21 protein-coding genes are annotated in these 25,672 nt (G+C 70.0%); 6 read left to right on the top strand and 15 right to left on the bottom strand.

The features are described 5' to 3' along the window. Positions 1-139: 139 nt before the first annotated feature. From QMO56_RS15935 to QMO56_RS15915, 4 genes are all read right to left on the bottom strand, one after another. On the bottom strand, positions 140-952 hold the full coding sequence (locus QMO56_RS15935; protein WP_283527224.1) for a transglutaminase family protein: 813 nt from the start codon (positions 950-952) through the stop codon (positions 140-142). 35 nt (positions 953-987) lie between these two features. Beyond that, on the bottom strand, positions 988-1,932 hold the full coding sequence (locus QMO56_RS15930) for a transglutaminase family protein (RefSeq protein WP_283527222.1): 945 nt from the start codon (positions 1,930-1,932) through the stop codon (positions 988-990). After that, positions 1,920-2,765, bottom strand: coding sequence for an alpha-E domain-containing protein (locus tag QMO56_RS15925; RefSeq protein ID WP_283527219.1), 846 nt, complete (start codon positions 2,763-2,765; stop codon positions 1,920-1,922). Before QMO56_RS15925 ends, QMO56_RS15930 begins: the two co-directional genes overlap by 13 nt. 425 nt (positions 2,766-3,190) lie before the next feature. Next, complete coding sequence (locus tag QMO56_RS15915; RefSeq protein WP_283527217.1) at positions 3,191-3,550, bottom strand: transposase; 360 nt, start codon at positions 3,548-3,550, stop codon at positions 3,191-3,193. 608 nt (positions 3,551-4,158) lie between these two features. Here QMO56_RS15915 and QMO56_RS15910 point away from each other — a divergent pair. Then, positions 4,159-4,971: an NAD-dependent protein deacetylase gene (locus tag QMO56_RS15910; RefSeq protein ID WP_283527215.1), complete on the top strand. Its 813-nt coding sequence runs from the start codon at positions 4,159-4,161 to the stop codon at positions 4,969-4,971. 488 nt (positions 4,972-5,459) lie between these two features. Here the strand turns inward: QMO56_RS15910 and QMO56_RS15905 are convergent, their stop codons facing one another. From QMO56_RS15905 to QMO56_RS15875, 7 genes are all read right to left on the bottom strand, one after another. Then, positions 5,460-6,788 carry an FAD-binding oxidoreductase gene (locus tag QMO56_RS15905; RefSeq protein ID WP_283527213.1) on the bottom strand — a complete coding sequence of 443 codons (1,329 nt, stop codon included), beginning with the start codon at positions 6,786-6,788 and terminating at the stop codon, positions 5,460-5,462. 31 nt (positions 6,789-6,819) lie between these two features. Further along, on the bottom strand, positions 6,820-7,821 hold the full coding sequence (locus QMO56_RS15900; RefSeq protein ID WP_283527212.1) for an ABC transporter ATP-binding protein: 1,002 nt from the start codon (positions 7,819-7,821) through the stop codon (positions 6,820-6,822). Further along, positions 7,818-8,885, bottom strand: coding sequence for an ABC transporter ATP-binding protein (locus tag QMO56_RS15895; RefSeq protein WP_283527210.1), 1,068 nt, complete (start codon positions 8,883-8,885; stop codon positions 7,818-7,820). Before QMO56_RS15895 ends, QMO56_RS15900 begins: the two co-directional genes overlap by 4 nt. A 17-nt stretch (positions 8,886-8,902) precedes the next feature. Continuing rightward, entirely contained in the window at positions 8,903-9,799 is an 897-nt protein-coding gene (locus QMO56_RS15890; protein WP_283527208.1) for an ABC transporter permease, read from the bottom strand. An 11-nt stretch (positions 9,800-9,810) separates the two neighbouring features. Next, positions 9,811-10,761: an ABC transporter permease gene (locus QMO56_RS15885; RefSeq protein WP_283527206.1), complete on the bottom strand. Its 951-nt coding sequence runs from the start codon at positions 10,759-10,761 to the stop codon at positions 9,811-9,813. Positions 10,762-10,774: 13 nt separating this feature from the next. Further along, on the bottom strand, positions 10,775-12,454 hold the full coding sequence (locus QMO56_RS15880) for a peptide ABC transporter substrate-binding protein (RefSeq protein WP_283527204.1): 1,680 nt from the start codon (positions 12,452-12,454) through the stop codon (positions 10,775-10,777). A gap of 590 nt (positions 12,455-13,044) precedes the next feature. Beyond that, positions 13,045-13,614, bottom strand: coding sequence for an ester cyclase (locus QMO56_RS15875; RefSeq protein ID WP_283527202.1), 570 nt, complete (start codon positions 13,612-13,614; stop codon positions 13,045-13,047). Positions 13,615-13,770: 156 nt separating this feature from the next. Between QMO56_RS15875 and QMO56_RS15870 the strand changes: the two genes are divergently transcribed. Then, positions 13,771-16,623 (top strand): tetratricopeptide repeat protein, encoded by a 2,853-nt coding sequence (locus tag QMO56_RS15870; protein WP_283527200.1) that lies wholly within the window; start codon positions 13,771-13,773, stop codon positions 16,621-16,623. 116 nt (positions 16,624-16,739) lie between these two features. Here QMO56_RS15870 and QMO56_RS15865 read toward each other — a convergent pair whose 3' ends face one another. Further along, the gene (locus QMO56_RS15865) at positions 16,740-18,083 is read right to left on the bottom strand and encodes an LLM class flavin-dependent oxidoreductase (protein WP_283527199.1); all 1,344 of its coding nucleotides are present in this window, start codon (positions 18,081-18,083) and stop codon (positions 16,740-16,742) included. Between the two features lie 13 nt (positions 18,084-18,096). Beyond that, on the bottom strand, positions 18,097-19,695 hold the full coding sequence (locus QMO56_RS15860; protein WP_283527197.1) for an ABC transporter substrate-binding protein: 1,599 nt from the start codon (positions 19,693-19,695) through the stop codon (positions 18,097-18,099). A 228-nt stretch (positions 19,696-19,923) separates the two neighbouring features. Between QMO56_RS15860 and QMO56_RS15855 the strand changes: the two genes are divergently transcribed. The 3 genes from QMO56_RS15855 (at position 19,924) to QMO56_RS15845 (ending at position 22,236) form a co-directional block, all read left to right on the top strand. Beyond that, the gene (locus QMO56_RS15855) at positions 19,924-20,844 is read left to right on the top strand and encodes a LysR substrate-binding domain-containing protein (protein WP_283527195.1); all 921 of its coding nucleotides are present in this window, start codon (positions 19,924-19,926) and stop codon (positions 20,842-20,844) included. 144 nt (positions 20,845-20,988) lie between these two features. Beyond that, the gene (locus QMO56_RS15850) at positions 20,989-21,735 is read left to right on the top strand and encodes a Crp/Fnr family transcriptional regulator (protein WP_283527192.1); all 747 of its coding nucleotides are present in this window, start codon (positions 20,989-20,991) and stop codon (positions 21,733-21,735) included. A 141-nt stretch (positions 21,736-21,876) separates the two neighbouring features. After that, positions 21,877-22,236: a hypothetical protein gene (locus tag QMO56_RS15845; RefSeq protein WP_283527190.1), complete on the top strand. Its 360-nt coding sequence runs from the start codon at positions 21,877-21,879 to the stop codon at positions 22,234-22,236. A gap of 117 nt (positions 22,237-22,353) precedes the next feature. Here the strand turns inward: QMO56_RS15845 and QMO56_RS15840 are convergent, their stop codons facing one another. Beyond that, a complete protein-coding gene (locus QMO56_RS15840) occupies positions 22,354-23,136 on the bottom strand; it encodes an SDR family oxidoreductase (RefSeq protein WP_283527188.1) in 783 nt (260 codons plus the stop codon). Positions 23,137-23,476: 340 nt separating this feature from the next. On the opposite strand from QMO56_RS15840, the gene QMO56_RS15835 reads away from it, so the two are divergent. Next, the gene (locus QMO56_RS15835) at positions 23,477-24,673 is read left to right on the top strand and encodes an amidohydrolase family protein (RefSeq protein ID WP_283527186.1); all 1,197 of its coding nucleotides are present in this window, start codon (positions 23,477-23,479) and stop codon (positions 24,671-24,673) included. Between the two features lie 105 nt (positions 24,674-24,778). Here QMO56_RS15835 and QMO56_RS15830 read toward each other — a convergent pair whose 3' ends face one another. Next, positions 24,779-25,573, bottom strand: a complete 795-nt coding sequence (locus tag QMO56_RS15830) for an alpha/beta fold hydrolase (protein ID WP_283527184.1) — start codon at positions 25,571-25,573, stop codon at positions 24,779-24,781. Positions 25,574-25,672: the final 99 nt, after the last annotated feature.

Here is a 25,672-nt window from a genome sequence, read left to right as displayed (position 1 = left end):
CGATGGTTTCTACAACCCCGTCCGGCGCCACTCCGCGCCCGACTTCACAAGCCCGGCCCTGTTCGAGAAGATGGCCGCAAACTGATCCAACGCCCCTCCAATAAACCGAAGCAAGTCCATCGAATGCCATGCTCTGACTTCATGGGGCAGGTACTTCGTCCGCGGTCACGGTGAACCCGACCAGCGAACAAGGGCCAAAGGTGGTGGCGAGTGCAACATCGGTTGCATCTCTACCCCGTGCCATGAGGATCCTACCGGTCCGGGGCGTGTTGTGCCTAGCGTCAAACGTGTACCAGCGGCCGCCCAGATAGACATCGAACCAGGCACTGAAGTCCATCGGCGCATCCGAGAGTGGCACTCCGATGTCGCCCAGATATCCCGTGCAGTAGCGCGCAGGGATGTTCATGCAGCGGCAGAGGGTGACTGCGAGATGCGCGAAATCACGACAGACACCGCGCTGTTCCATATGGCCGCTCCAGGCCGTCCTGGTGGGATCCGCATGTTCGTAGCCGAAGGCAATTCGGCCATGCACATAGTCGCAAATGGCCTGAACCCGAGCCCATCCCGGGGGGGTGCTGCCAAACAAGGACCAGGCAAGATCGGCGAAGCGGTCGGTATCGCAGTAGCGGCTGCCGAGGAGAAAGACCAGCGTTTCATCCGGCAGATCCTCAATGGAGTGCTGCACGGCATCCGGAGCGACGATGTCCGGCATGCCGGGATCCTGGATCAGGAAATCCGCCGAGATCGTGAGCCGGCCGGGCGGAGCAACGAGGCGGGTGCAGATATTGCCGAAACTGTCGCGGTATTCCGTCGTCCGGACCGGCGGGTCGAACGCGATCTGATGCGGGCCGACGACGTCGGGCAGGCGCGAAGGGTGGACGCTCAGCGCGAGCAGCATCGGGGTCGGTTGCGGGCAGTCATAAGTGACCTCATACCCGGCGCGGATCTGCATGGACGTACGCTCCTGCTTGAAGAACCGGTGATCTGTCAGGACAAAGGACGGGATGTGTCGGGCCGCGTGCCGGGCTGCGGAAATGGGCGGCTGCCGCTGCCATCGCCCTTGTCGGTGGAGGTGACGCTGACGTCCACCGTCATCCCAAGATTGTCGGAGGGGAATCCCATCCAGGTTCCGTGCAGCGGCACCGCCTGGGAGGGATCCCGTGCGATGGCGACCCGGATGAGGTCGCGGCTGCCGACGATGCCGTTGGTGGGATCGAACTCGACCCACCCGGCGCCTGGCAGATAGATGCGGACCCAGGCATGGGTCGAACCGCCCCCCACATGGCCGCCGTCCCGGCCTGGGCTGTACAGGTATCCCGAGACGAAGCGGGCCGCGAAGCCAAGCGACCGGGCGGCCTCGATCATCAGGACGGCGTAGTCACGGCAGGTGCCGCTGCCGAGCTTCAGCGTTTTGGCGGGCTCCTGGATACCCCGCTCATGGCGCGGAATGTAGGTCAGGCTGCGCTTGGCCGCGCAGGTCATCCTGGCCAGGAGGTCAAGCGTGTCGGTCGGGCCTTTGTCGCGCAGGAACTGGCGTGCCCAGCGGTCTACCGCCCGATCCGGATCGGGATAATGGCGCTCGACGGAGCGGGCCAGGTCCGGGATCTCCTCCGTTCCATAAGAGAACGGATAAGTTCGCGCATAGCCTTCCAGTTCGTATTCCAGAACATTCAGCGGTTGGTGATCTAGCTGGACGGTGCTCTCGAAGCGAAGCTCGCGAGCGCGTCCCTTGAAACGGGCGGCAGCGACGCTGTTGCCGAACACGTCGTGGATCCAGCGGATCTCCGTTGGTCTGGGCGTGATGTCGAGCCTGGTTTCGATCAGCCGTTGGTCATGCCCCTCGCGGGGGCGCAGCATCATCCTGTGCTCGCCGAAGCTCACGGGCTGCTTGTAATGGTAGACCGTCACATGGCGCACGGTCAGGATAGGCATGGGGTAGACCAGTTCTGGGACTGTGGCTGCGCGGCATTGGCTTCTCGATCGAAGAAGGCCCCCGCCAGACTGGTGCTGGCCGTGATCAGCCGTTGCTGGATCCCGCCGAGGAACTGGTGCAGCCCCTGCCGCAAAACCTCCTTAATGGTCAAGGCGCCGAGAGCCGCGTGTAGCTTCCTCAACTCCGCCTCGACACCTGCCCCAGCGGTCAGCGCATGGCGGGATCGGAGCACCGCCAAGAGGCGGACCGCCTCGCTGACGAAGGCCACCGGGCGCGGAAAGCGCGGGTGAAGCAACAGGAAGCCCGCCACACCCGCCGGGCTGACCCCGCTCGGGACCGCCCGAAGGTAGGCGTGGTCGGCGGCGGCGGAGCGGAGCAGGACATTCCATTGCACGACGCCAATGGGCGGCCCTGCATCTGAAACCTTCGAAAGAAGCAGGTGGTACTTGATGCCGAGCAGGCGGATGGCCTGATCGGCGCGTTCCAGGACAGGGCCGAGCCGGTGGAAATACGAGCCTTGGTCGCGGTGCAGCGTGCCCTTGGCGATGCCGGCATGGGCCTGGCAGGCCCCCTTGATCTGCCCGAGCAGGCGCGCGAAGTTGGATGGCGCGAGCGCCGCATCGTCAAGTCCGCTCAGCCATCTGCGGAAGACATTCAGCTGCGCCCAGATCCCGCTGGGAGCGATGGGCCGCAGAATCCGGACATTCTCGCGCGCCAGCGCAATGGCGCTCGCGATCGAGGTCAGGTTCTCCCGGTCGGTGACGTGGAACTGGAGCACGGCTTCGGCCGTGAGAGCTGCGCAGTAAAACGGCGCAGGGTCGTATTCCGTCAACACCGCACTGGATCTTCCCTTTTTTGGTGAACCAGACGAGAAAGGCGCGTCTGACATCCTGCATGATCCGTGCCACGGTCATGGAAGCGGACGTTTGGGAGGCAGATCCTCGCTGCCTTACGGCAAATCATTGCTCCGCGCCGGGGCTGACTCTCATCACGCGCAACAAGTTGTTGTATCGTCAGCACCAAGTTGGCCGGCGGCCAGTGCTCGCTCGGCATGGGCGGCAGGTCGCCGGGTGAACACAATCCCGGTCAGCGCGGCCCGCTCCGGCAACCGGGGGCGCTCACTCTTCGGCTTGGGCCGCTCCGGCGGCAACAACAGCGCGACCGCCGCCCATAGATCATCGGGAACAAGGGGCTTCGTCATACCCCCACAATGCCGCTCAGCAGGTTCCGTTAGAGGCTTTTGCTCTGTCGAAAGCCTCACGGTGTGAGCTGGAGGCGGACAAGGCGCTGGAGGTTATAGGCGAGGCCGCGAAGCAGAGCCTGGATGCGCGGGGTAGCCTCGACGCGGGCAATCAGCGCATCACCGCAACGGCGCTTGACGACAGACATGACAGCCTCGGCCCTCCAGCACTGCCGGTACGTGGCTTGGTCTACTTCTTTGCCTGGCGGTCCAAGCCTTATGGCCATCTTCTGACGCAGCGGGGTGGTGGCGGTGACCTGGACCGGGCAGCGCTTCTTGGCGGGGATCAGGTTGTCCGCTTTCAGTTCCTCGCGGCAGAGACGATGGTTGGCCTCGCCGCCGTACCCGGCCTCTGCGAGGAGTTGCTCGAAGGGCATAACGGCTGCGGCCGTTGTGGCGAGCGGCTCAACGTCGCAGGGCCCTGGCCTGACACGCTGGCCGAGTAGGATCTGCGCCCTGATCCAAAAGGCAAAGGCCTACTTCCTCCAGACGAGATGACGAGATGACGAGATGACGAGATGACGAGACTGGCGGCCTGAGGACAGCCATGGCCGAGCTTGCCCAGGCCGTCAGACTGCCCGACGGATGGGAACCACCTCAACCCACCCAGATCGCCTGGCGATGTTCTGCCCCACTGTGAACCTCAGGCCGTTTGCAACAGAACCAGGAGAAGACCTCCCGCATGACGCTCGGCATCGCCAGGCCTGGCGCGATCGGGAGCGGCCCAGGGGCTGACAGGGCAGGGGAGGGGTGCCGCCCGGCGATGCGGGGCTTCGCCTCCGATATTCCCTGCGGCGGGGCGTGCCCCGACCGTGACGGACAGAGGGCGATGATGCAGGGCACCTGACGTGCGCAGCGTCAGGCGCCAATATTTTCCTCTGCGGCGAGGGCGCGGGCCGTATTACCGCCCGGCTCCGGGCTGGTGGTTCTGGGCCGGTCGCGGAGGCCCATGGCCGCCGCCGCCGCTTCGCCGTAGATGTCGGGCATGAGCGAGAGCACGCGGCTGCAGGCGTTCATCCACCACCACCGGCGGCTTTTCGTGCTGACCGGCGCCGGCTGCAGCACGAATTCCGGCATTCCTGACTACCGTGACGCCGACGGCCAGTGGAAGCGCGCTCAGCCCGTGACCTTCCAGGCCTTCATGGGCAGCGCGGCGACGCGCCAGCGCTACTGGGCGCGCAGCCTGATCGGCTGGCGGGTCTTCGGCCGCGTGAAGCCCAACCCGGCCCATTCGGCGCTGGCGCGCCTCGAAAGCCTGGGCAAGAGCGAGCTGCTGCTGACCCAGAACGTGGACCGCCTGCACCAGGCCGCCGGAAGTACCGGGGTGATCGACCTGCACGGGCGGTTGGACCAGGTGCGCTGCCTGGGCTGCGAGCGAACCAGCCCGCGCGAGGCCATGCAGGACGCGCTGGCCCGGCTGAATCCCGGCTGGGCCGCGCTCGACGCCCGCACGGCACCGGACGGCGACGCCGATCTCGACGGGACGGACTTTTCCGGCTTCCGCGTGCCGCCCTGCCCCTCCTGCGGCGGGCTGCTCAAGCCGGACGTCGTGTTCTTCGGCGAGACGGTGCCGAAAGGGCGGGTCGAGGCAGCCTTCCAGGCACTTGACCGGGCGGACGCGATGCTGGTCGTCGGTTCCTCGCTGATGGTCTATTCCGGCTTCCGCTTCGTGCAGGCGGCGGTGCGCGCCGGGAAGCCCGTGGCCGCCGTCAATCTCGGCCGCACCCGCGCCGACGACGTGGTGGCCTTGAAGGTGGAGCAGCCCTGCGAGGATGCTCTGGCCTTTCTGCTGCCGTGAGGCGGAGCGAGGTGCGGCCTTCCCTGCACGCGGGGAATCGGGCCTGTCCTCAAATCCTTGGCGGAAGCAAGCTTGGGGGAGTGAGCTCCCCATCGGTCGCAGTGCGTCCGAGCCCCTCCTTTTTCCGACAGTTTCCGGCCGCGCCCCTGGCGAAGGGCGTTCCTGACTGGCCTTGCGACGACAGTCGCCGGGGCGGCCGCGTGCCGTCAGCGCCACAAGATTGATAAAAAAGAAGAAGGGGGGGCTCGGGGGAGAATTCTTTCTCCCCCGGTTCTGTCCTTTGGCGGGTTTGGGGACAGGCCCGTGTGCGCACGCCGATGCATGGAACCCGCCGCCCTGAATTTCCGCTCCCCGAAAGCCTGGTTTCGTCATTTGGCTGCGCGGGCATGGTCGCCCGAGGGAGACATCCTGACGCTTTCCCCGGCGCTGTCTCGGCTCCGGCTGCGGCGGCACGCGACGGTGCCGCCGACGGACCTCCGGGCCCAGCCCTACATCGGGCCGGGCGGCAGGGGCGAGCCGTCAATCAGGCGGGTGTAGCGGAAGGGCGTCGGGTCCACGACCGGCGTGTCGCCCGCCACCAGGTCCGCCGCGAGGCGCCCGGCGCCGGGCCCGATGCCGAAGCCGTGCCCACTGTAGCCGGTGGAGAGAAACAGGCCCGGCAGCTGCGGCACCGGCGAGATCACCGGCACGGCGTCCGGCATGTTGTCGATCCAGCCGCCCCAGGCATGCGCCATGCGGATGCCAGCCAGGGCGGGATAGGCGGCCACGAGCTGCGCCAGCGCCTCCCCCACCACCGAGGTATCGGGCGCCGGATCCAGCACGCGGACCCGCTCGAAGGGCGAGGGGCCGTCCAGGCTCCAGCGCCCGAGCGTCTCGGGCCCCTCGACGAAGGAGCGGCCGAGCCGGATCTTCACCCCGCCCTCGCGCCGTTTGCGGAAGATTGGCCAGAACTTGCGGGCGTAGCGCAGGCCCTGCGGCGTCAGCTCCAGGCGCCCCCGGCCGCGGATCGAGACGGTGTAGCCGCCATCCAGCCGCCGCCGGATCACGAAGGTCGGGGTGGAGAGGCCGCCCGCGGTGACCTCGGGCGCTGCGGTGGTGGCGAAGACGGTCGAGCGCACCCCCGCCTGCGGCAGGTCGATGCCGTGGTGGCGGCAGAACATCGAGGACCAGGCGCCGCCGGCGCAGAGCACGGCCTGGGTGCGGATGCGGCCCTTCTCCGTCACGACGGCGGCAACCCTCCCGGCGGTGGTCTCCAGCCCGCGCGCGGCACAGGCCTGGTGGAGCGTGACGCCGAGCTTGCGGGCGGCCTCGGCCAGGGCCGGCACGGCCTTGGAGGGCTCGGCGCGGCCATCGGTGGGGGCATGCACGCCGCCCAGCCACTTCTGCGTGCAGCCCGGCGTCATCGCCTGCGCCTCCTCGGCGGTCAGCATCCGGCTGTGCACCTGATAGGGGCGGGCGAGGCTGGACCACTGCTCCCATTCGTCGAGGTCGGATTGCTGGGTGGTGACGTAGAGCAGGCCGGCGCGCCGGAAGCTGACATCGGCGCCGATCTCCTCACTGAGCCGGCTCCAGAGGTCGAGGCTGTACTTGATCAGCGGCAGCTCGCGCTCGTCGCGATTCTGCTGGCGGCACCAGCCCCAGTTGCGGCTGGACTGCTCGCCGGCGATCCACCCCTTCTCGATCAGCGCGACGGAATGGCCCTTCTTCGCCAGGAAATAGGCCGCCGTGACGCCGGCGATGCCGCCGCCGATGACGACCACGTCGGCGCTGTCCGGCAGCGTCTCGTCACTGTGCACGCGCTCGACGGGGGGCGACATGGCGGGGCGGTTCTCCTTCGGGGCGGGTGGATCAGGCGGCGGCGCGCAGCGACAGGTCGTCGCGGATGCAGGCCTTGAAATGCCCCGGCGCCACCTCGCGCAGCGGCGGGCGCACCGCGGCGCAATCCGGCAGGGCATAGGGGCAGCGGGTGCGGAAGACGCAGCCGGAGGGCGGGTTCATCGGGCTCGGGATGTCGCCGGCCAGCACGATGCGCGTGCGCTTGGCCGCCGGGTCAGGCACCGGCACGGCGGAGAGCAGCGCCTCGGTATAGGGATGGCGCGGCGCGGCGAAGAGCGCGCGCGTCTCCGCCAGCTCCACCAGCCGGCCGAGATACATCACCGCCACCCGGTCGGAGATGTGCCCGACCACGGCGAGGTCGTGTGCGATGAACAGCACCGTCAGCCCGAGTCGCTCCTGCAGCTCCAGCAGCAGGTTGACCACCTGGGCCTGGATGGAGACGTCGAGCGCGGAGACCGGCTCGTCGGCCACCAGCAGCTCCGGGCCGGTGATCAGCGCACGCGCGATGCCGATGCGCTGCCGCTGCCCGCCGGAGAATTCGTGCGGATGGCGGCTGGCATGCTGCGGCAGCAGCCCGACCAGTCGCAGTGCCTCCGCGACGCGTTCCTCGCGCTCGCGGCGCGAGCCGCCCTGGCGATGGATCTCCAGCGGTGCGGCGACGATGCTGCCCACTGTCATGCGCGGGTTCAGCGAGGCATAGGGGTCCTGGAAGACAAGCTGCATGCGCCGGCGGATCGGCCGCATCCCCCGGCGCGAGAGATGGGTGATGTCCTGGCCGGCGAAGCGGATGCTGCCGCCGGTCGGGCTGGCCAGGCGCAGCACGGTGCGGCCGACGGTGGTCTTGCCGGAGCCGGATTCGCCGACCAGGCTCAGCACCTCGCACCGCCGCAGGTCGAAGGAGACGCCGTCCACCGCCTTCACGCTCTCGCCCCCGCGGCCGAACAGCCCGCCGCGCACGGGGAACCATTTCTGGAGATCCCGCACCTCCAGCAGGGTTTCGGCGGATTGGCTCATGGTACCACCCCCATGGGTGCGATCCTCGTGGCGATCTCGCGCCAGCGCAGGCAGCGCACCCGGTGCTCCGGCCCGGCCGCCTCCAGCGCGGGCGGCGCGGCGTTGCAGCGGCCGGGCACGCGGTGTGCGCAGCGCGGCTCGAAGGCGCAGCCGGGCGGCGGGTCCAGCGGGTCCGGCACGTTGCCGGGAATGGCCGGCAGGGGTCCGCGCCGGCGGCCGGCGAGGTCGATCCGCGGGACGGATTCCAGCAGGCCCATGGTGTAGGGCATGCGTGGCGCGGCGAAGAGCGGGCCAACCGCCGCCTGCTCCACCACGCGGCCGGAATACATCACCATCACGCGGTCGGCGATCTCCGCCACCACGCCGAGATTGTGGGTGATGAAGATCATCGCCATGCCCGTGCGCTGCTGCAGCCGGCGCAGCAGGTCGAGGATCTGCGCCTGGATGGTGACGTCGAGCGCCGTGGTCGGCTCGTCGGCGATCAGCAGGCCCGGCTCGCAGGAGAGCGCCATGGCGATCATCGCGCGCTGCCGCATGCCGCCGGAGAGCTGGTGCGGATAGGCGGAGAGGCGCTTGCGCGGCTCGGGAATGCCGACGAGGTCGAGCAGCTCCGCCGCGCGGTCGAAGGCCGCGCGCCTGCCGAGGCCGGCATGGTAGCGGATCGCCTCGGCCACCTGGTCGCCGATGGTATGGACGGGGTTGAAGGAGGTCATCGGCTCCTGGAAGACCATGGCCGCCGCGGGGCCGCGCACCTGGCGCATCGCCTCGTCGGGCAGCGCCAGCACGTCCAGCACCCGGGCGTCGCGGTCGCGCAGCAGCACCTGGCCCTCGATGCGGCAGGCGGGGGCGGGCGGGGTGAGGCGCAGCAGGGCGAGGCTGGTGACGCTCTTGCCCGAGCCGGACTCGCCGACCAGCGCCAGGGTCTCGCCACGGCGAACGCTGAAGGAAACCTCGCTCACTGCCGGCACCGGGCCGGCGGGCGAGCGGAAGCGTACGCTGAGGTTGCGTACCTCCAGCACCGTCTCCGCCGCCATCTCGGGATGCGGCCGGGCCGGACACGCCATGGCGAAATCCTCCGGCATCAGCGCGCCCGCGCCCGCGGGTCGAGCGCGTCGCGCAGCCCGTCGCCCAGGAAGTTGCAGCAGATCACGGCGAGCGCGATGGCGCCGCCGGGCAGCAGCGCCAGCCAGGGCGCGCTGGTGAGATAGCTCTGCGCGTTGTCCAGCATGTTGCCCCAGCTCGGCGTCGGCGGCTGGATGCCGTAGCCGAGATAGCTGATGTAGGATTCCGCGAGGATGGCGTGGGCCACGTTCAGCGTCGCCGAGACCACGATGGGGGCCACCGCGTTCGGCAGCAGCTCGCGCAGCATGATGCGCGCATCGGTGGCACCGAGCGCCTCGGCGGCGACGGCGAAGTCGCGCGCGCGGAGCGCGCGGATCTGCGCCTCGACGATGCGTGCCACCTCCATCCAGGCGGTGCTGGCGATGAGCAGGATGATCGAGAAGACGTCCGGCTCGATGAAGGCGGAGAGCGCCAGCAGCAGGAAGATGGAGGGGAAGCAGAGCACCGCGTCCACGAAGCGCATCAGCACGGCGCCGGCCACGCCGCCATAGAAGCCGGCCGCCAGCCCGACCAGGATGCCGAAGACCATGCTGAGCGCCATGGCGGCGAAGCCGACCGCGAGCGAGATCCGCCCGGCCATCAGCAGCCGCGCCAGCATGTCGCGGCCGAGCTGGTCGGTGCCCAGCACATGCGCGCCGCTGAAGGGCGGCGCGAAGCGGTGCAGGATGTCGATGCGGAGGTCGTCGAAGGGCAGCAGCATCGGGCCGAAGATGCAGGCCAGCACCATCAGCAGCAGCAGGCCGCCGCCGAGCAGCGAGAGCGGGTGCCGGCAGAAGCGGCGCAGCGCGCCGGCGGCCGCCCGGCGGGGCGCGGGGCGGGCAGGGAGCGTGTCCAGACGGCCGGAGGTGGCGCTCATGCTCGGCTCCTTCATTCCAGCCGCAGCCGCGGGTCGGCCACGCCGTAGAGCAGGTCGGCCAGCAGGCTGCCGAGCAGCACGAGAACGGCGGTGAACATCAGCAGGCCCATCACCACAGGGTAGTCGCGATAGCCGATGGAATCGAGGAAGAGCCGCCCCATGCCCGGCCAGGTGAAGACCGTCTCCGTTACCAGCGCGCCGCTGAGCAGCGTCGGCAGTTGCAGCCCGGCGACCGTGATCATCGGCAGCAGCGCGTTGCGGATGGTGTGGTGGAACAGGATGCGCCGCTCGGGCAGGCCCTTGGAGCGCGCGGTGCGGATGAAGTCCTGGTTGATCACGTCCAGCATGGAGGCGCGCATGTAGCGGCTCCAGAGCGCGGTGCTGACCAGCGCCAGCACGAGGGAAGGCGCGATCAGGTGGTGGAGCTGGTTCAGCAGCGAGCCGTCGCCCACGGTGTAGCGGTTGCCCGAGGGCAGCCATTCCAGCTCGACGGAGAAGATGTAGATCACCACCAGCCCGAACCAGAAGGTCGGGATGGAGAGCGCCACCATGGCGCCCACCGTAGCCAGCGTGTCGAACAGCGAATAGCGCCGGATGGCGCCCAGCACGCCGATCCAGGAGCCCAGCAGCATGGCGATCAGCGTGGAGGTCAGCATCAGCTCCAGCGTGGCGCCGAGATGCGAGCCGATCACCGCCAGCACCGGCTGCTGGTCGCGGTAGGAGCGGCCCCAGTCGCCCAGCAGCATGCGCCAGAGCCAGTCGAGGTACTGCACGGGCAGCGGCCGGTCGAGGCCGAGCTGGTGCGCGATGCGGTCCAGGTCGGCCTGCGTCATGGTACCGCCGGCAGCGAACTGCGAGAGCGGCCCGCCAGGCGCCAGGTGCAGGATGGTGAAGCCGATCACCGAGACCAGCAGCAGCAGGCCGAGCGCCTGCAGCAGCCGGCGCAGCAGATAGGCGCCCACGCCCGGCCGCCTCTCAGGAGGCCCAGTACCAGCTGCCGATGTTCCAGCAGTTGGAGGAGACGTTGACGTTGGGCTGGTAGCCGATCAGCCCCTCCTTGATGCCCTCGACCGGCGCCGGCTGATAGATCGGCAGCAGCACGAGGTCGTCGCGGATGATCTGCTGCACCTCGCGGTACGCATCCTTGCGCGCCTCACGGTTGAAGCTCGTCACGCCGGTCGCCAGCAGCCTGTCCAGCTCGGAATTGGCGTACTGGTAGTAGTTGGAGCCGCTGCCGCCCTTGGCGGGCGTGGCCCAGCTGGCGAAGCGGATGGAGCAGTCCGGGTCGTTGCCGGTCATGTAGGTGGAGGAGACCAGCACCGACTGGAACTTGGACTGGGTGTAGAACTCGCCCCAGATCACCGCCGCAGGCATGTTGTTGATCTTCATTGCCGCGCCGATGCCCTGCCAGTCCTGCATCAGCACCTGCTGCACCTGCTCGCGCAACGGGTTGCCGGCGGTGGTGGAGACGGCGAATTCCAGCGGAACGCCGTTCTTCTCGCGGATGCCGCGCCCGCCGCGCTTCCAGCCGGCCTCGTCGAGGATCTTGTTGGCCTGGGCGGGGTCGTAGCTCTGCTTCGGCAGGTCCGGGTTGTAGGCCCAGGATTCCTTGGGGAAGAAGGATTCGGTCGGCTTGGGCAGGCCGTAGTAGATGATGTCAATGATGGCCTGCTTGTTGATGGCGGCGTAGAGCGCCTGCCGCACCGCCTTGTCGCCCAGCGCCGGATGCGCGAGGTTCGGTGCGATCGCCTCCACCTGCGGGCTCGCGTTCACCGAGATGCGCACGCCGCGGATCTTCTTCGCCTCCGCATAGTAGTTGGCGAGGATGCCCTGGATGCTGGTGTGGTCGATCTGCCCGGTGCGGAACTGCGTGTAGAGTGCGGTGAGGTCGGGAATGTACTTGAACACCACCCGCTCCAGATAGGGACCGGTGCCGAAGTACTTTTCGTTGGCCACCAGCGTCAGGTGGTCGCCCGGCACGCGCTCGCCCCAGCGGAAGGGGCCGGTGCCGACCGGCGCGTTGTTGAAGGGCGCGGTGTTGGGATCGTCGGCCTTGGCGAGGATGTGCTGCGGCACGATGAAGGTCCAGGCGAGCAGCGACAGATAGGGCGCATAGGCCTTCTCCATCCGCCAGGTGATCTCGTGCGGGCCGGTGACGGTGATCTCGCGCACCAGCTCATGGCCCTGCCGCGTGCGGGCGCGGAAGCCCGGCGTGTTGATCAACTCCAGCGTGTATTTCACGTCCTCCGCGGTGAAGGGCGTGCCGTCATGCCAGACGACGTCGTCGCGCAGGACGATCTTCCAGGCAAGGCCATCCTCCGAGACGCCGCCATTCTCCACTGAGGGCACCTCGCGCGCGAGCTGCGGCGTCAGGTTGCCTTCCGGGTCCACACCCCAGAGCGGGTTGAACAGGTTCCACCAGACGCCCTGGTCCACCTCGATGGAGGCCATCAGCGGATTGAAGACGGTCGGCTCCTGCGACAGGCCGACCACCACCTGTCCGCGCGGGGCAGCGGGCGGCGGCGGCGCGGCACCCTGCGCCCGCGCCGTGCGGCCGGCCAGCAATCCGGCACCGCTGAGTGCCAGCAGCGAGCGCCGTGAGAAGCCGCTGCTCGGGGCGTGCGCCGCAGAGATCGGGGAATGATTCCTGGACAAGGCAAGGCCTCCGCTGATGCGTTAAAGGTCCGCCGCTCGGCAGGAAATCGGAACGGCACGGGAATGGCGTCGCAGGACAATGGCCCTCGGCGTGCCTGCGGCATGGCGCACCGCAAGGTGTCCTGGCCTGAAGGGCAGCGTGCGGCATAGGCCAACGGAATAACGCATCACGGATCTCCACCCGTAACACCAGCCCGCGACTTCTGCGTTTCCCGGCTTCGGCAAATTTTTCATTGGGCGCAGCAGGCAGATATCGTTCCTACCGCACATCGTTACGGTAGGGCCGCTTGCATTTGCGTGTCAATGCCACCCTGCCGTAGGGATTTTGGCTGCCGCCTGCGGGGGACGAAGGCAGTGGATCCCGCAGCGTTCGACGCATCCCTCTCGGTGGAGGGGCCTCCCGGCGTCCGGCCGGGCAGGCCGGCTCCTCCAGGTGGGGGTGCATCGGGGTGCCTCCGCCCAAAAGGCCATGATGCAGCTGTCTTGCAGGAATGGCGGAGAGAACCACGAAGCGGCAGACGCATGGACCGCAGGCCCGCATGCGGCCCCGCCATCCGCGAGTTCCTCAGGGGGCGGCGCTTCCCGCCGCCTTAATCCTCGTATTCCAGCGGCGCTCCATACATGAGCCTGTCGCTGATGATCCTGTGGTCGCGCAGTTGATAGACGGATGTCGTCTGCATGCGGAAGCGCTTGCCCGTCGGCGGCTGCGCCCCGAACGCGCCCGGCAGTTCAGCCTTTCCGTCCGCCCGGCGGTCCGTTCCCCGGAGGAGCATCTGCACAACGACACTGTCGCCACTTGCGACCATGTCCAGAATCTCGACGCGGAGGTCCTGGACGATCATGTGGACCGCATTGACGCACTTCTTGTAGTCGTCCGGACCGGACGACCTGATGGGGTTTCCGGCACGGTCCCGCCTGTGGCGGATCGAGTCCGGGTGGCGCAAGGAACCAAGCGTGTCCTCGACCGAGGGAGGCACATAGGTGTTGTCGCCGCTCCCGCGCCCGGCCAGCAGCCGGTTGCTGTCTTCCTTCGACCACGTCGCGTTCCAGACCCGGTCGATGAACTCCCTGACCACCTTGCGGTTCTCGCTCTCCTCGCGCGTTGGCGGGTCTTCCTTGGGCGTCTCGCAGGGATCTGGCAGTGTTCTGCACCCGGCCATAGTTAAGCTCCTCCTGCACAACCGGTGGTGACTGGGGGCTGCTACCGTGCGCGCAATGATATTGCGTTGTCAGAACATTATGATGCGGCTAGGGTGATTTGTAACCTTGAAACTGTTCCTGCTCCGACGCGCAGATGCACCGGGACCAGTCTTCAGATGGGCGAACAGGATCTGGTTCAGACCACGCTGCTGTTCACGGATATTCAGGGTTCTACGCGCCTGCTGCGAACCCTCGGTGATGAGACATACGGAGGGATGCGCAACAGTCTGGTTTCGCTGCTGCGCGAGATATACACCAACCATCAAGGCGAAGTGATCGACACACAGGGAGACTCCTCCTTCGCCGTCTTCCCGAATGACCCGCTCGACGCCGTCATGGCGGCGGTGGAGTGCCAGCGGGCGCTCGCGCGGCAGATCTGGCCGAAGGATTGCGAGGTGCTCGTCCGGTTCGCGATCCACACCGGGCGCTTCAGGCAGGCCGGGCAGCCTCCAGCGGAGGCTTACATCGGGATGGACGTTCACCGGGCGGCGCGCTTGTGCGAGGCCGCCCATGGCGGACAGATCCTGGTCTCGGGAGTGACCGCCGGCTGTCTGGACCGGGGTTTGCCGCAGGAGATCGGCCTGCGGCCACTCGGTGAGTTCCAGTTGCGGGACCTGTCGAGCACCGACCTGGTGTTCCAGGTGCTCGCCGCGGGCATAGGCTCGGAGTTTCCGCCGTTGCGGGCGCTCGATGTGCGGCGCTTCAATCTCCCGCTCGTCCGGACCTCCTTGCTGGGCCGCGAGACGCAGTTGGCGGAGCTCCAGCGGCTCCTTTCACAGCCGGAACCCGGCCTCATCAGCCTTGTAGGCGCCGCCGGCATCGGCAAGACGCGGCTCGCGATCGCCGTCGCCAGGAAGGAAAGCGGCGCCTTCAGGGACGGCGTCTGCTTCGTTGCACTCACTGCCGTGGGCGACGCCGATCTCGTCGCCTCCACGATCGTCCGGGCGCTGGGCCTCCAGGAAGCCGGCGGCATGCGGCCCGAGGATATCCTGCTTGCCCATCTGCGTGACCGGAACCTGCTGCTCGTGCTCGACAATTTCGAGCATGTGCTGGCTGCGGCCCCGCTGGTGGCGGAGCTGCTCGCAACATGCCCGGGCCTGAGGGTCCTGGCGACCAGTAGGGCGGCGCTCCGGCTCCGCGGGGAGCACGAGTACCCGGTGCCGGCGCTCAGCTTCCCGCATCCGGTGTCTCTCCCGGACCACCGGGAGTTCCGCAGGTATCCCGCGGTCGCCTTGTTCGTGGAGCGGGCCGAGGCAACCGCGTCGCGTTTCGCGATCACCGGCGAGAATTTCGCGGCCGTGGCGGCCATCTGCGCGCGCCTGGATGGCCTTCCACTCGCCATCGAGCTGGCCGCCGCCAGGGCCAGCATTCTCCCCGCGGAAGACATGCTTGCCCACCTGCAGCAGGACGGGCCGCATGCCTCGCTGAGTCTCCTCACCAGCGGCGCCCGCGACGCGCCGGAGCGGCACCGGACCCTGCGGGGCGCGATCGGCTGGAGCTACGGCTTGCTCAACCCGGAGGACCGGGCGCTGTTCCGCCTGCTCAGCGTCTTCGTCGGCGGCTGCACGCTGGAGTCCGTCACCGCCCTCTCCGCAATGGTTGCCGCGTCGGAGGCCAGGCCCCCTGTGCGCCCGCCCGCGGGTGCGCTGCCGCGTCTTGCGCTCCTCGATGCCCTGGGGCGGCTGGTCGAGAACAGTCTCCTCCAGCGCATGGAGGGCGCGGGCAAGGAGAGCCGGTTCCAGATGCTGGAGACGATTCGCGAGTTCGGGCTTGAGCAGCTGGAAGCCTCCGGGGAACTCGCCCATGCCCTGCGTTGCCACGCCGCGTATTTTCTGGACCTTGCGGAGCAGGGCGAGAAGGAGGCCGGGGGCGCGCACCAGGGTGAATGGCTGCGCCGTCTCGACGAGGAGCACGCCAATTTCCGCGCCGCCCTTGCGCGGCTGTTTGGCAAGGGAGGCGACATGCACACCGGGATCAGGATGGCCAGTGCACTCTGGGTCTTCTGGTTCCGGCGGGCCTATCTCCGCGAAGGAAGCCGCTGGGTCCAGTTGGCCTGCGCCTCCTGCCCCCCGGACATGCCGCAGCTCTACGCCAAGCTGCTGACGAGCGACGGATCGCTGGCCCGGATGCTCGGCGACTTCACGCGGGCCGAGAAGCTGCTGGAGGATGCCGGAACGCTTTGGCGCAACCTCGGCGACGCCGAGGGCCGCGCCTGGGCCCTCAGCCATCTGGGGCTGGTGAAGCAGTGGCTCGGAGAGCCCGATCTCGGCGTGGAGCTGCTGGAGGAGAGCCTCGCACTCCGGCTTCCCTCGGGCGACAGGCGAGCGATCGCGCGGTCGCTCTTCAACCTCGCCGTGGCCGAGGACTTCCGCCGCAACTACGGCAGGGCCGCGGAACTGTACCAGCAAACGCTCGATGTTCAGGAGGAACTGGGCGACATCTGGGGGACCGGCCGCGTCCTCGGCTACATGGCCAAGGTGGTGCTGCGGGCCGGCGATCCCGCTCGCGCGCAGGATCTTTGCCAGAAGGCGTTCACCCTGAGCAGCCAGGTGGCGGACCAGTGGGGGATCGGCCTGGCGCAGGCCGGGATGGGAGGCGTCGCGCTCGCGCGAGGCGAATACGGGACCGCCGCCGAGATGATGGGGCGCAGCCTCCGGACCTTCCGCGATGTGGGGTCCCGTGACCGGATCGCCGAATGTCTCCAGGACCTGTCCTCGCTGTCCCGGGAGACCGGCGCCGTGGAACAGGCCGTCCGCCTTTCGGCCGCGGCCGAGGCGGCTCAGCGGCGCAGCATGTCGGCCCTGTGGCCGGCGGTGCGGGCCCAGCGGGACGTGGAGATGCGCGCCGCGCGCGCCGCGCTTGGCGCGGAGCGCTTCGAACAGGCCTGGGCCGCCGGGCTGGCGATGGGGCCGGACGAGGCTCTCGGGATCGCTGCAGGCCTGACGGAAGTTGCGCCCTGCCAGGCGTGACCGGCGCAACCCCTCCGGGCGTGAGCTGCCCAGAGGGCATGGACCCGCTGCAGCGTGGGAGGGCGGCCGATGCGGGACCTCCCGACCGCCGCGACTGCGGGCCGGGAGGTTGGGATTCAGGCGACCGCCTCGGCACGGCCGAAGCGGTTCGCCGGCCGGCGCAGGCCGAAATGGTCGCGCAGCGTCGCGCCGCTGTACTCGGCGCGGAACAGCCCGCGCCGCCGCAGCTCGGGCAGCACCAGCTCGACGAAGCGGGTGAAGTCGCCCGGCAGGTTCGGCGGCAGCAGGTTGAAGCCGTCGCAGGCGCCGGAGGTGAACCACTCCTCCATGTGGTCGGCGATGTCGGCCGGGGTGCCGGCGAAGGTGTCATGGCCGCGCCCGAAGGCGATCTGGTGGATCAACTGGCGGATCGTCAGGTTGCCGCGCCGCGCCATGTCGACGAAGACCTGGTAGCGGCTCTTGCCGCCATTGATGGACTCGATCGGCGGCACCTCCGGCAGCGGGCCGTCCAGCGGATAGCTGAACAGGTCGATGTTGAGGTTGTTCGAGAGCTGGTGCAGCCCGTATTGCGGCACGATGTACGCGTTCAGCTCCTGCTCGCGTTCCTTCGCCTCGGCGCGCGTGCGACCGATGATGGGGGCGAGGCCGGGCAGGATGCAGAGCTGGTCCGGCGTGCGGCCGTAGCGCGGCATCTGCCCCTTCACATCGGCATAGAAGGCCTGCGCCTCGGCCAGGTTGTTCTGCGCGGTGTAGATGGCTTCGGCGAAGCGCGCGGCGAAGGCCTTGCCGTCGCGCGAGGAGCCGGCCTGCACCAGCACGGGATGGCCCTGCGGCGGGCGGGGGAAATCCAGCGGCCCCTTCACGCGGAAGAACTCACCGGCATGGTCGATGCTGTGGATCTTGCGCCGGTCGGTGAAGCGCCCGCCCGCACGGTCGGCGACCAGCGCGTCATCCTCCCAGCTGTCCCAGAGCGCGCGCGTCACCTCGACGAACTCGGCGGCGCGGGCATAGCGCCGGCTGTGCTCGGGATGCGCCTCCAGGCCGAAATTCTGCGCCGCCATCTCGTTGCCTGATGTGACGATGTTCCACCCCGCGCGGCCGCGGCTGAGCCGGTCCAGCGAGGCGAATTTGCGCGCCACGTCATAGGGCTCGTCATAGGTGGTGGAGGCGGTGCCGATCACCCCGATCGCCTTCGTCACCGCGGCGACGGCGGCGAGCAGGGTGAAGGGCTCGAAGAAGTTGTTGAAGGGGCCGAATTCGACATGCTGGTTGATGGCCAGCGCGTCGGCGATGAAGATCGCGTCCAGCTTCGCCGCTTCCGCCTGCTGGGAAAGCCGCTGGTAGTAGCCGATGTCCAGCATGTCCATCGGGTCGGTGCCGGGGTGGCGCCAGGCCGCCTCGTGGTGGCCGATGCCCTGGATGAACAGGTTCAGGTGCATCTGTCGCGCGGTCTTGCTCATGGTGCTTTCCTCCTCAGGCGCTCTTCGTGACGTCCCAGAAGACCGGGACCGGCGCGGTCACCACACCCTGCACCTCGCGCCGCCAGGCCTGCTTGGCCAGGAAGAAGCCGGTCGGGACGAAGACCACATCGGCCAGCGCCGCCGCGTTGATCCGCGCGGCGATCGCCTTCTCCTCCTCCAGCGTGGCGGAGGCGTACCACTCGCTGATGCCGGCCTCGACGGCAGGGCTGTCGGGCCAGCCGAACCAGGCCTTCTCGCCATTGGCGCGCAGGCCGAGATAGGCGGCCGGGTTGATGCAATCCGTGCCGGCATGGCTGACCTGGAAGCTGTGCCAGCCGCCCTGCTCGGGTGGCGTGCGCTTGTTCACGCGCCGGCTCTGCACCGTGGCGAAGTCGATGGCGATGGCATCGACGTTCAGGCCGATCTTGCGGAACATGTCGGCGGCCACCTCGCCGCTGGCCTTCGAGGCGTAGGAATCCTGCGCGATCATCACGGCGATGGGGCGGCCGTCATAGCCTGTCTCGCGCAGCATGGCGCGCGCCTTCTCCAGGTCGCCGCCCTGCCGCAGGACCTCGCCGCCCGCCTCGGTGTAGAGCGGCGTGCCCGGCGTGAAGAAGCCGTTCATCGGCCGGCGCATCTCGGGGTCATTGCCAACGATGGCGCTGAGATAGTCGTCCTGGTTCACCGCCGTCAGCAGTGCGCGGCGCACCCGCACGTCGTCGAAGGGCGGCAGCAGGTGGTTGAGCCGGATGCCGGAGACGGCGCCGAGATCATTGGCGATGCCGGTGCGGATGTCGCGGTTCCGCTCCAGCATGGGCAGCAGGTCGGGCAGCGGCGTCTCCAGCCAGTCCACCTCGCCGGCCTGCAGCGCGCCGGCGGCGGTCGCGCCGTCGGGCATGATCAGCCATTCGATGCGCTCCACGCGCATGCGCTTGCCGCCCGCCAGCCAGGAGGCCGGCTCGGGGCGCGGCTGGTACCGCTCGAAGCGCTCGAAGACCAGCTTGGCGCCCTGCTGCCACTCGCCGGTGACCAGCCGCATCGGGCCGCTGCCGATGTATTCGCCGATGATCTTGAAGGGGTCGGTCGCGGCGATCCGCTCCGGCATCACGTAGGTGCAGGGCGTGTTCGACTTGGCCAGGGCGTAGAGCATCTTCGGGAAGGGCCGCTTCAGCGTCCAGCGGAAGCTGCGGTCGTCCAGCGCCTTCAGCTCCTGCTGCACCTCCGCGATCTTCTGCCCCATCACGTCGCGCGCGGCCCAGCGCCGCAGGCTGGCCACCGCGTCCTGCGCCCGCACCGGCTGGCCGTCGTGGAAGACCAGCCCCGGGCGCAGGCGGAATGTCCAGGCCAGCCCGTCGGGCGAGACCTCCTCGTGCCCGACCATCTGCCGCTGCGGCCGCAACTGGCTGTCCACGCCGTAGAGCGTGTCCCAGATCAGCAGCGCGGCATTGCGCACCTGGTAGGCCGTGCCCCAGATGGGATCGAGGTTGGGAAGGTCGCCGGAGGGGACGAAGCGCAGCGTCTTCGCCCCGCCCTGGGCTGCGGCGCGGCGCGTGATGGCGGGGAGGGAGAGGGCGGCGGCGCCTGCCGCGCGCAGGAGATCTCGACGATGCATGCATGGCCTCACAGCACGGCCGCGCGGCGCGCTCTGGCGCCGGCGGCCCGGATCGGCCGTGTTGCGTTCCCCTGTGAAGGCCAGACTGGGCGCCGGCAGGCCCGGACCGCAACCGAATTGATCTGCGGCTGAGGCCAAGAATTTCTGACCCTCGGCTGCGGGCGGTCCGCCGCTGCCGGGCTGCGCGCCCCTTGCGGTACCGGCTTGCCCCGGCGGTCAGGACCAGCTTTGCTGGGCCTGATGCACCGCCGCCTGCCGCCGCTGAACGCCCTGCGCGCCTTCGAGGCCGCCGCCCGCCTCGGTGGCTTCGCCGCCGCCGCCGGCGAGCTGGGCGTCACGGCTGGCGCCATCAGCCAGCAGGTGCAGCTGTTGGAGGCGCGGCTTGGGCGCGCGCTCTTCGAGCGGGGGCCACGCTCCCTGCGCCTGACCGGGGAGGGCCGCGCCCTGCTGCCCGTGCTGAGCGAGGCGCTGGACAATGTCGAGGCGGGGATCGCTTGCGCGCTCTTCCCGCCGCCGCGCGTGGCGCTCGCCGTCTTCGTGCAGACCTCCTTCGCGCTGGGCTGGATGCTGCCGCGCCTGCCGCGATTCCAGCGCGCCCAGCCGGAGGTGGAGTTGCACCTCTCCACCGGCATCGATGCGCCGGAGCTTCGCGGCGGGCCCGATGCGGTCGTGCTGCACGGGCGCGGCCCCTGGCCGGAACTGGCGACGCACCTGCTGTTTCCCGACCGGCTGGTGCCGGTTTGCACCCCCTCCTGGCTGGCCACGCATGGCCCGGCCGAGCCGCGGCGCCTGGCCGAGGCCGCGCTGCTGGTCAGCGACACCGCGCCGGAGGATTGGGAGGAATGGTTCGCCCATGCGGGACTGCGCGGCCTGCGACCGGAGCGGCCGCTGCGCTTCGGCTCCTCGCTGCTGCCGCCGCAGGCGGCGCTGCACGGGCTCGGCGTGGCGCTGGCCGACCGCTCCCTCGTGGCGGCCGAACTGGCGGCGGGGCGGCTGGTGAACCCGCTGCCCGGCCTGCCGCCGATGCAGCGCGGCACAGGCTGGCACCTGGCGCACCTGCCGGCACGCGGGCGGGAGCCTGCGCTGCGCGCCCTGCGCGACTGGCTGCTCCGCGAGGCGGGTGCGGCCGGCCCGGAGCCGCCCGACTGACCGGACCTGCGCAGCCCCAGCGAAGCGGACGCCCCTGCGGCCCTTCACCCGTTTGTGGGCGTCGTCACGCCGGCGGATGCAGAGGCGGGCGGCCGCGAATGCTAACATGCGCCGCAGCGCCCGGCCCCGCGCCTCGGAGCGGCCATGCAGGACAGTGCTCCCTCTGCCGAGCACAGCCAGGAACGCGCCCTGCGGCGCGTGACGATGCTGCGCGACGCCGCTCCGGCGGAGCTTGCCGCTCTGCTGCGGAACGCCCGCTGGCGGGATGCCGCCATGGGCGAGCTGATCCTCGACTTCGGCGACCCGTCGGACGAGGTCTTTTTCGTCGTTGCCGGCTGCGTGCAGGTCCTGCTCCGGACCGCGGAGGGCAAGGAGTTCCTGTTCGGCGAGATCCGCGAGGGCGGCTGCTTCGGCGAGATCGCCGCGATCGACGGCCAGGCCCGGTCGGCCAATGTGACCTCCCGTGCGGCCACGCGCCTCTGCATCGTCTCCGGTGCAACCTTCCTGGCGGTGGTGCTCGCCTCTCCCGCGCTGTGCCTGGCGCTGCTGCGGATGATGTCGGGGCGCCTGCGGGAGAATGGCGAGCGGCTGCTGGAGATCGCCACCCTGCCGGTCCGGCAGCGGCTTGCCGCGACGCTGCTGCGCCTCGCGCGGCCGCGCGCCGGAGGCACGGGGGAGATGGTCCTGAGCCCGCCGCCGACGCACCAGACGCTCGCCGTGCTGATCGGCGCGCGGCGCGAGGCCATCACGCGCGAGATGGCGGGAATGGCGGAAGCCGGCCTGGTCGAGACGACGCGCCGCGCCATCATCATCCGCCGCGCCGACCTGCTCCGCCAGCGCCCGGACCGGCCGGGCAGCCGCCGGCTTCGCGGGGACGCAGGCTCCTCCTGAAAAGTCCCGAACCGGCGGGCGACAGCGCCGCGCGGGCCCGCCGCCCTGTGCGCCATCGCACCGATCCTGCCGCGCCGACCTGACACTGTCCCGCTCGGCAGACGGCTCCGTCTGCGGGAACCGAGGAAAGGATACGGCATCATGATGAAGCGCAATCTCAAGGCGGCCATTCTCGGCCTGGCGGGCATGGCCCTGTTCACCGGCGCGCCGGGCGCGGGGGCGCGGGAACCGGATATCCTCGTCCTGTCCCATGGCGAGAACTTCGCCGTGCAGTACGGCGCAGCGAACCGGGGCAACCTCGTCGGAGGCGGCGTCGTCCGCTCGGCAGGGGGCGGCGAGAACGGCAGCATCGACTATTCCAGCGCCATGGCACACCAGCCGGCGATGCTGCCCCGGCTGATCGGCGGCGGCGAGGAGCAGCAGATCGCCTATTCGGCGCCGAAGGTCAGCGACAGCCTGCTGGCGGCCTCCGGTCCTGAGGAAGTCGCGCTCGCACGCTGAGGCGATGAGGGCGGGCCGTTGCCGGCGGCGGCCCGCACCGGCAACGGCCAGGGCACGCCCCGGGGAGGTGCCGGAGAACCGTTGCACGGCGGCGCGGCACGCCCGGCGGGACGGCGACTACATCACCGGCGAGAGGTTGCCGTCCACGTTGATCGCCGTCCCCGTGACGTAGCTGGCTGCATCCGAGGCCAGGAAGCAGGCGGCGTTGGCGAACTCCTCGGCGGTGCCGACCCGGCCCATCGGGATTTCCTGGCCCATCCCGGCGAGGAAGTCCGCGTAGGACTGGCCGGTCTGCTGCCCGGCATGGCGGCGGACCCACTGGTCGCTCTCGATCAGGCCGACATGCAGCGAGTTGACCAGGATGTTGTGGGGCGCGCCCTCTCCGGCCAGCACCTTGGTCAGCGCCATGCCCGCCGCGCGTGACACCGCCGTTGGGGCGCCCTCGGCCTTGGGCGCCTTGGCGCCGATGTTCAGCACGTTGATGATCCGCCCCCAGCGCCGCTCCGCCATCTGCGGCCAGACCAGCCGCGCCAGGCGGATGGCGGCAAACAGCTTCAGGTCGAGATCGGCCTGCCACACCTCGTCGGTGATGGTGGTGAAGGCGCCCCTCTGCGAGGTGCCGGCATTGTTCACCAGGATATCCACCCGGCCCAGCCCGGCCATGACCTCGTCATAGGCGCGCGTGACATCCTCGGCCCGGGAGACATCGCAGGCCACGGCCAGGACGCGGCCGCGCGCCGTCCTGCTGACGGCCTCGCGCGCCGCTTCGAGAACTTCCGGCCGGCGCGCCAGCAGCGCAACCTCTGCACCGCTCGCCGCCATGCGGGTGGCGACCGCCAGGCCGATGCCCTTGCTGCCGCCGGTGATCACGGCCGCGCGGCCGTCGAGCTTGATTTCCATGTCCGCTTCCCCCTTCGGGCCGGCTGCCGGATGCCCGGGCGGGATCTCGGTTCCGGATGACGCTGCCACCACTCTCGGCGGCGGCCCGTCTGGCGGCAAGGGGCGCAGTCCCGCGGTTCGCCGCTCGGCTTGCCGCCGGCCATCCCCGGCCGGGCGCAGGAGGGAAGGGGGCTTCGGGCGTCTTTCGCCCGGGTGGCCGCCGCTGCCGCCGCCCTCCGGCCCCATTCCGGGCGTCCGGGAAAGAAGGCTAGGCTGTGGCCTGGGGAGCACCGGTCACGGCGGGCGCCGCGGCGCCCGCGGCGCCCGCGGCCCGGGATTTCAACGGAAGAGGAACCGCCCGATGAGCCACGACCTTCTGCTGCGCAACGTCCGCCCCATGGGTGGCGCGGCCACCGACCTGCTGGTGCGCGGCGGCCGCATCGTCGCGGGGGAGGCGGCCGGGTCCGCGCCGGGCCTGCCGGTGGAGGAGGGTGGGGGCGCCCTGCTGATCCCCGGCCTTGTCGAGGCGCACACCCATCTCGACAAGTCGCTCTGGGGCATGGGCTGGCGCAGGCACCAGGCCGGGCCGCGGCTGATCGACAAGATCGAGACCGAGCGGCGGCTGAAGAAGGAGTGGGACATCGACCCGGCACGGCAGTCGGCGCGCCAGGTGGTGCAGTCGCTGCGCATGGGCACCACGCATATCCGCAGCCATGTGGATGTGGATGACGCCGTGGGCCTCGCCGGGATGGAAGGCGTGCTGGCGACCAGGGCGGCCTATGCGGCGGTGATGGACATCGAGACGGTGGCCTTCCCGCAATCCGGCCTGCTGATCCGCCCCGGCGTCGCGGATCTGATGGAGCAGGCGATGCGCCTGGGCGCCGATGTGGTGGGCGGGCTGGACCCCTGCGCCATCGACCGCGATCCGAAGGGCCATCTCGACCTGGTGTTCGGCCTGGCCGAGCGGTTCGGCAAGCCGGTGGACATCCACCTGCACGAGCCCGGCCAGCTCGGCTGCTTCTCGCTGGAGCTGATCATCGAGCGCACGCAGGCGCTGGGCATGCAGGGGCGGGTGACGGTCAGCCACGCCTTCTGCCTGGGCGACCCGGACGCGGCGCTGGTCAGCCCGCTGCTGGAGCGGATCGCCGCGCTGGACATCGCCATCGCCACCACCGCCCCGGCCAGCCGCCCGGTGCCGGCGGCCGCCACGCTGCGCCGCATGGGCATCCGCCTCTGCGCCGGCTCGGACGGCATCCGCGACACCTGGGGCCCCTATGGCAACGGCGACATGCTGGAGCGCGCCATGCTGCTCGGGCTGCGCAACAACTTCCGCCGCGACGAGGAGGTGGAACTGGCGCTCGACATCTGCACCGCGGGCGGCGCGGCGGTGATGGGGCTCCGGGACTACGGCCTGGCGCCCGGCTGCCAGGCCGACTTCGTGCTGATGGAGGCGGAAAGCCTGGCCGAAGCCGTCGTCGCCCGGCCGCCGCGCAAGCTGGTGGTCAAGCGCGGCCGCGTCGTGGCGCGCGACGGCGCGGCGCTCGTCAAGGCGCCCTGACGGGTCCGTCGCGACGCGCGGCCTTCATCCCGGCCCTCACGCTGGGCGTGCCGGAGCGGGGGGCGGAGCCGGCGATGCCCGGCCCGGTGACGCAACGCGAAAAGCTCAGTGCTTGCGGAGGAAGGTGAGCACCGCGGTGTTGAAGATCTCCGGCTGCTCCATCGGCACGGAGTGGCCGGCATCGGCGATGGTAAGCCATTCGGCCTGCGGCAGGTGCCGTACCCAGCGCCGCATCAGGGCGGGTGGCGCGAGCAGGTCGGCGCTGGCGGCGATCGCCAGCACCGGCGTGCGGATCGCGCTGACCTTGGCGAAGGTGTTGGGCGTGCGCGGCGACAGCGGCGTGGCGCCGGGCTGCCGCGCCACCTGCTCGGCCGCGTGCCAGGCGGCGACGCGCGCGGGATGCTCGGCCCGGAAGGAAGGGCCGATCTCGCGGAAGGTTTCCGGCAGCTCACGGAACCCGGGGATGGCGATGTTGCGGCTCAGCTGCTCCATCTCCGGCTCGGCGAAGGAGCCGGTGCTGGCGGCGACGACCAGGCTGCGCAGCCGCTCCTGCCGCCAGGCGGCGTAGTCCAGCGCCGCGAAGCCGCCGCCGGCGACGCCAAGCAGATGGAACTCCGGCAGGCGGAGGTGCTCGGCCAGTGCGGCAAGGTCCTCGGCCACGCTGCCGGGCTGCGGCCCGCTGGCGGGGTCGGCGAGGCTCTGCCCCCAGCCGCGCCGGTCGAAGGCGATGACGCGGAAGCCCGCGGCGGCGAAGGCGGGAAACTGGTCAGGCCAGCTCGCACTGGTGCCGGTATTGGCGTGCAGCAGCACGAGGGGCGGGCCGTCGCCGCCGCTGTCACGGTAGAACAGGCGGACACCGGGCAAGGAGGCGAAGCGGCCCTCAGGCAAGGTGGCGGTCATGGGTTCCCTCCGGCGAAGGCTGGGGGAACGGAGTTCCCCCAGACCCCCTTACCTCTTGCAAGCTCTCGGGCACGCCCGTCGGCGTGCCCTCCGTGGCGG

Origin of the sequence: Roseomonas sp. E05 (assembly GCF_030063475.1) — a bacterium.
Classification (GTDB): Bacteria; Pseudomonadota; Alphaproteobacteria; order Acetobacterales; family Acetobacteraceae; genus Pseudoroseomonas.
The sequence above is the reverse complement of the archived record's forward strand: the minus strand, read 5'-3'. Positions and strand labels throughout refer to the sequence as shown.

Excerpts from the sequence above, each read along its gene's own strand:
- QMO56_RS15935 (WP_283527224.1), bottom strand. The coding sequence starts at position 952 with ATGCAGATCCGCGCCGGGTATGAGGTCACTTATGACTGCCCGCAACCG.
- QMO56_RS15930 (WP_283527222.1), bottom strand. The coding sequence starts at position 1,932 with ATGCCTATCCTGACCGTGCGCCATGTGACGGTCTACCATTACAAGCAG.
- QMO56_RS15915 (WP_283527217.1), bottom strand. The coding sequence starts at position 3,550 with ATGCCCTTCGAGCAACTCCTCGCAGAGGCCGGGTACGGCGGCGAGGCC.
- QMO56_RS15910 (WP_283527215.1), top strand. The coding sequence starts at position 4,159 with ATGAGCGAGAGCACGCGGCTGCAGGCGTTCATCCACCACCACCGGCGG.
- QMO56_RS15905 (WP_283527213.1), bottom strand. The coding sequence starts at position 6,788 with ATGTCGCCCCCCGTCGAGCGCGTGCACAGTGACGAGACGCTGCCGGAC.
- QMO56_RS15900 (WP_283527212.1), bottom strand. The coding sequence starts at position 7,821 with ATGAGCCAATCCGCCGAAACCCTGCTGGAGGTGCGGGATCTCCAGAAA.
- QMO56_RS15895 (WP_283527210.1), bottom strand. The coding sequence starts at position 8,885 with ATGGCGTGTCCGGCCCGGCCGCATCCCGAGATGGCGGCGGAGACGGTG.
- QMO56_RS15890 (WP_283527208.1), bottom strand. The coding sequence starts at position 9,799 with ATGAGCGCCACCTCCGGCCGTCTGGACACGCTCCCTGCCCGCCCCGCG.
- QMO56_RS15875 (WP_283527202.1), bottom strand. The coding sequence starts at position 13,614 with ATGGCCGGGTGCAGAACACTGCCAGATCCCTGCGAGACGCCCAAGGAA.
- QMO56_RS15870 (WP_283527200.1), top strand. The coding sequence starts at position 13,771 with ATGGGCGAACAGGATCTGGTTCAGACCACGCTGCTGTTCACGGATATT.
- QMO56_RS15865 (WP_283527199.1), bottom strand. The coding sequence starts at position 18,083 with ATGAGCAAGACCGCGCGACAGATGCACCTGAACCTGTTCATCCAGGGC.
- QMO56_RS15860 (WP_283527197.1), bottom strand. The coding sequence starts at position 19,695 with ATGCATCGTCGAGATCTCCTGCGCGCGGCAGGCGCCGCCGCCCTCTCC.
- QMO56_RS15850 (WP_283527192.1), top strand. The coding sequence starts at position 20,989 with ATGCAGGACAGTGCTCCCTCTGCCGAGCACAGCCAGGAACGCGCCCTG.
- QMO56_RS15845 (WP_283527190.1), top strand. The coding sequence starts at position 21,877 with ATGATGAAGCGCAATCTCAAGGCGGCCATTCTCGGCCTGGCGGGCATG.
- QMO56_RS15840 (WP_283527188.1), bottom strand. The coding sequence starts at position 23,136 with ATGGAAATCAAGCTCGACGGCCGCGCGGCCGTGATCACCGGCGGCAGC.
- QMO56_RS15835 (WP_283527186.1), top strand. The coding sequence starts at position 23,477 with ATGAGCCACGACCTTCTGCTGCGCAACGTCCGCCCCATGGGTGGCGCG.
- QMO56_RS15830 (WP_283527184.1), bottom strand. The coding sequence starts at position 25,573 with ATGACCGCCACCTTGCCTGAGGGCCGCTTCGCCTCCTTGCCCGGTGTC.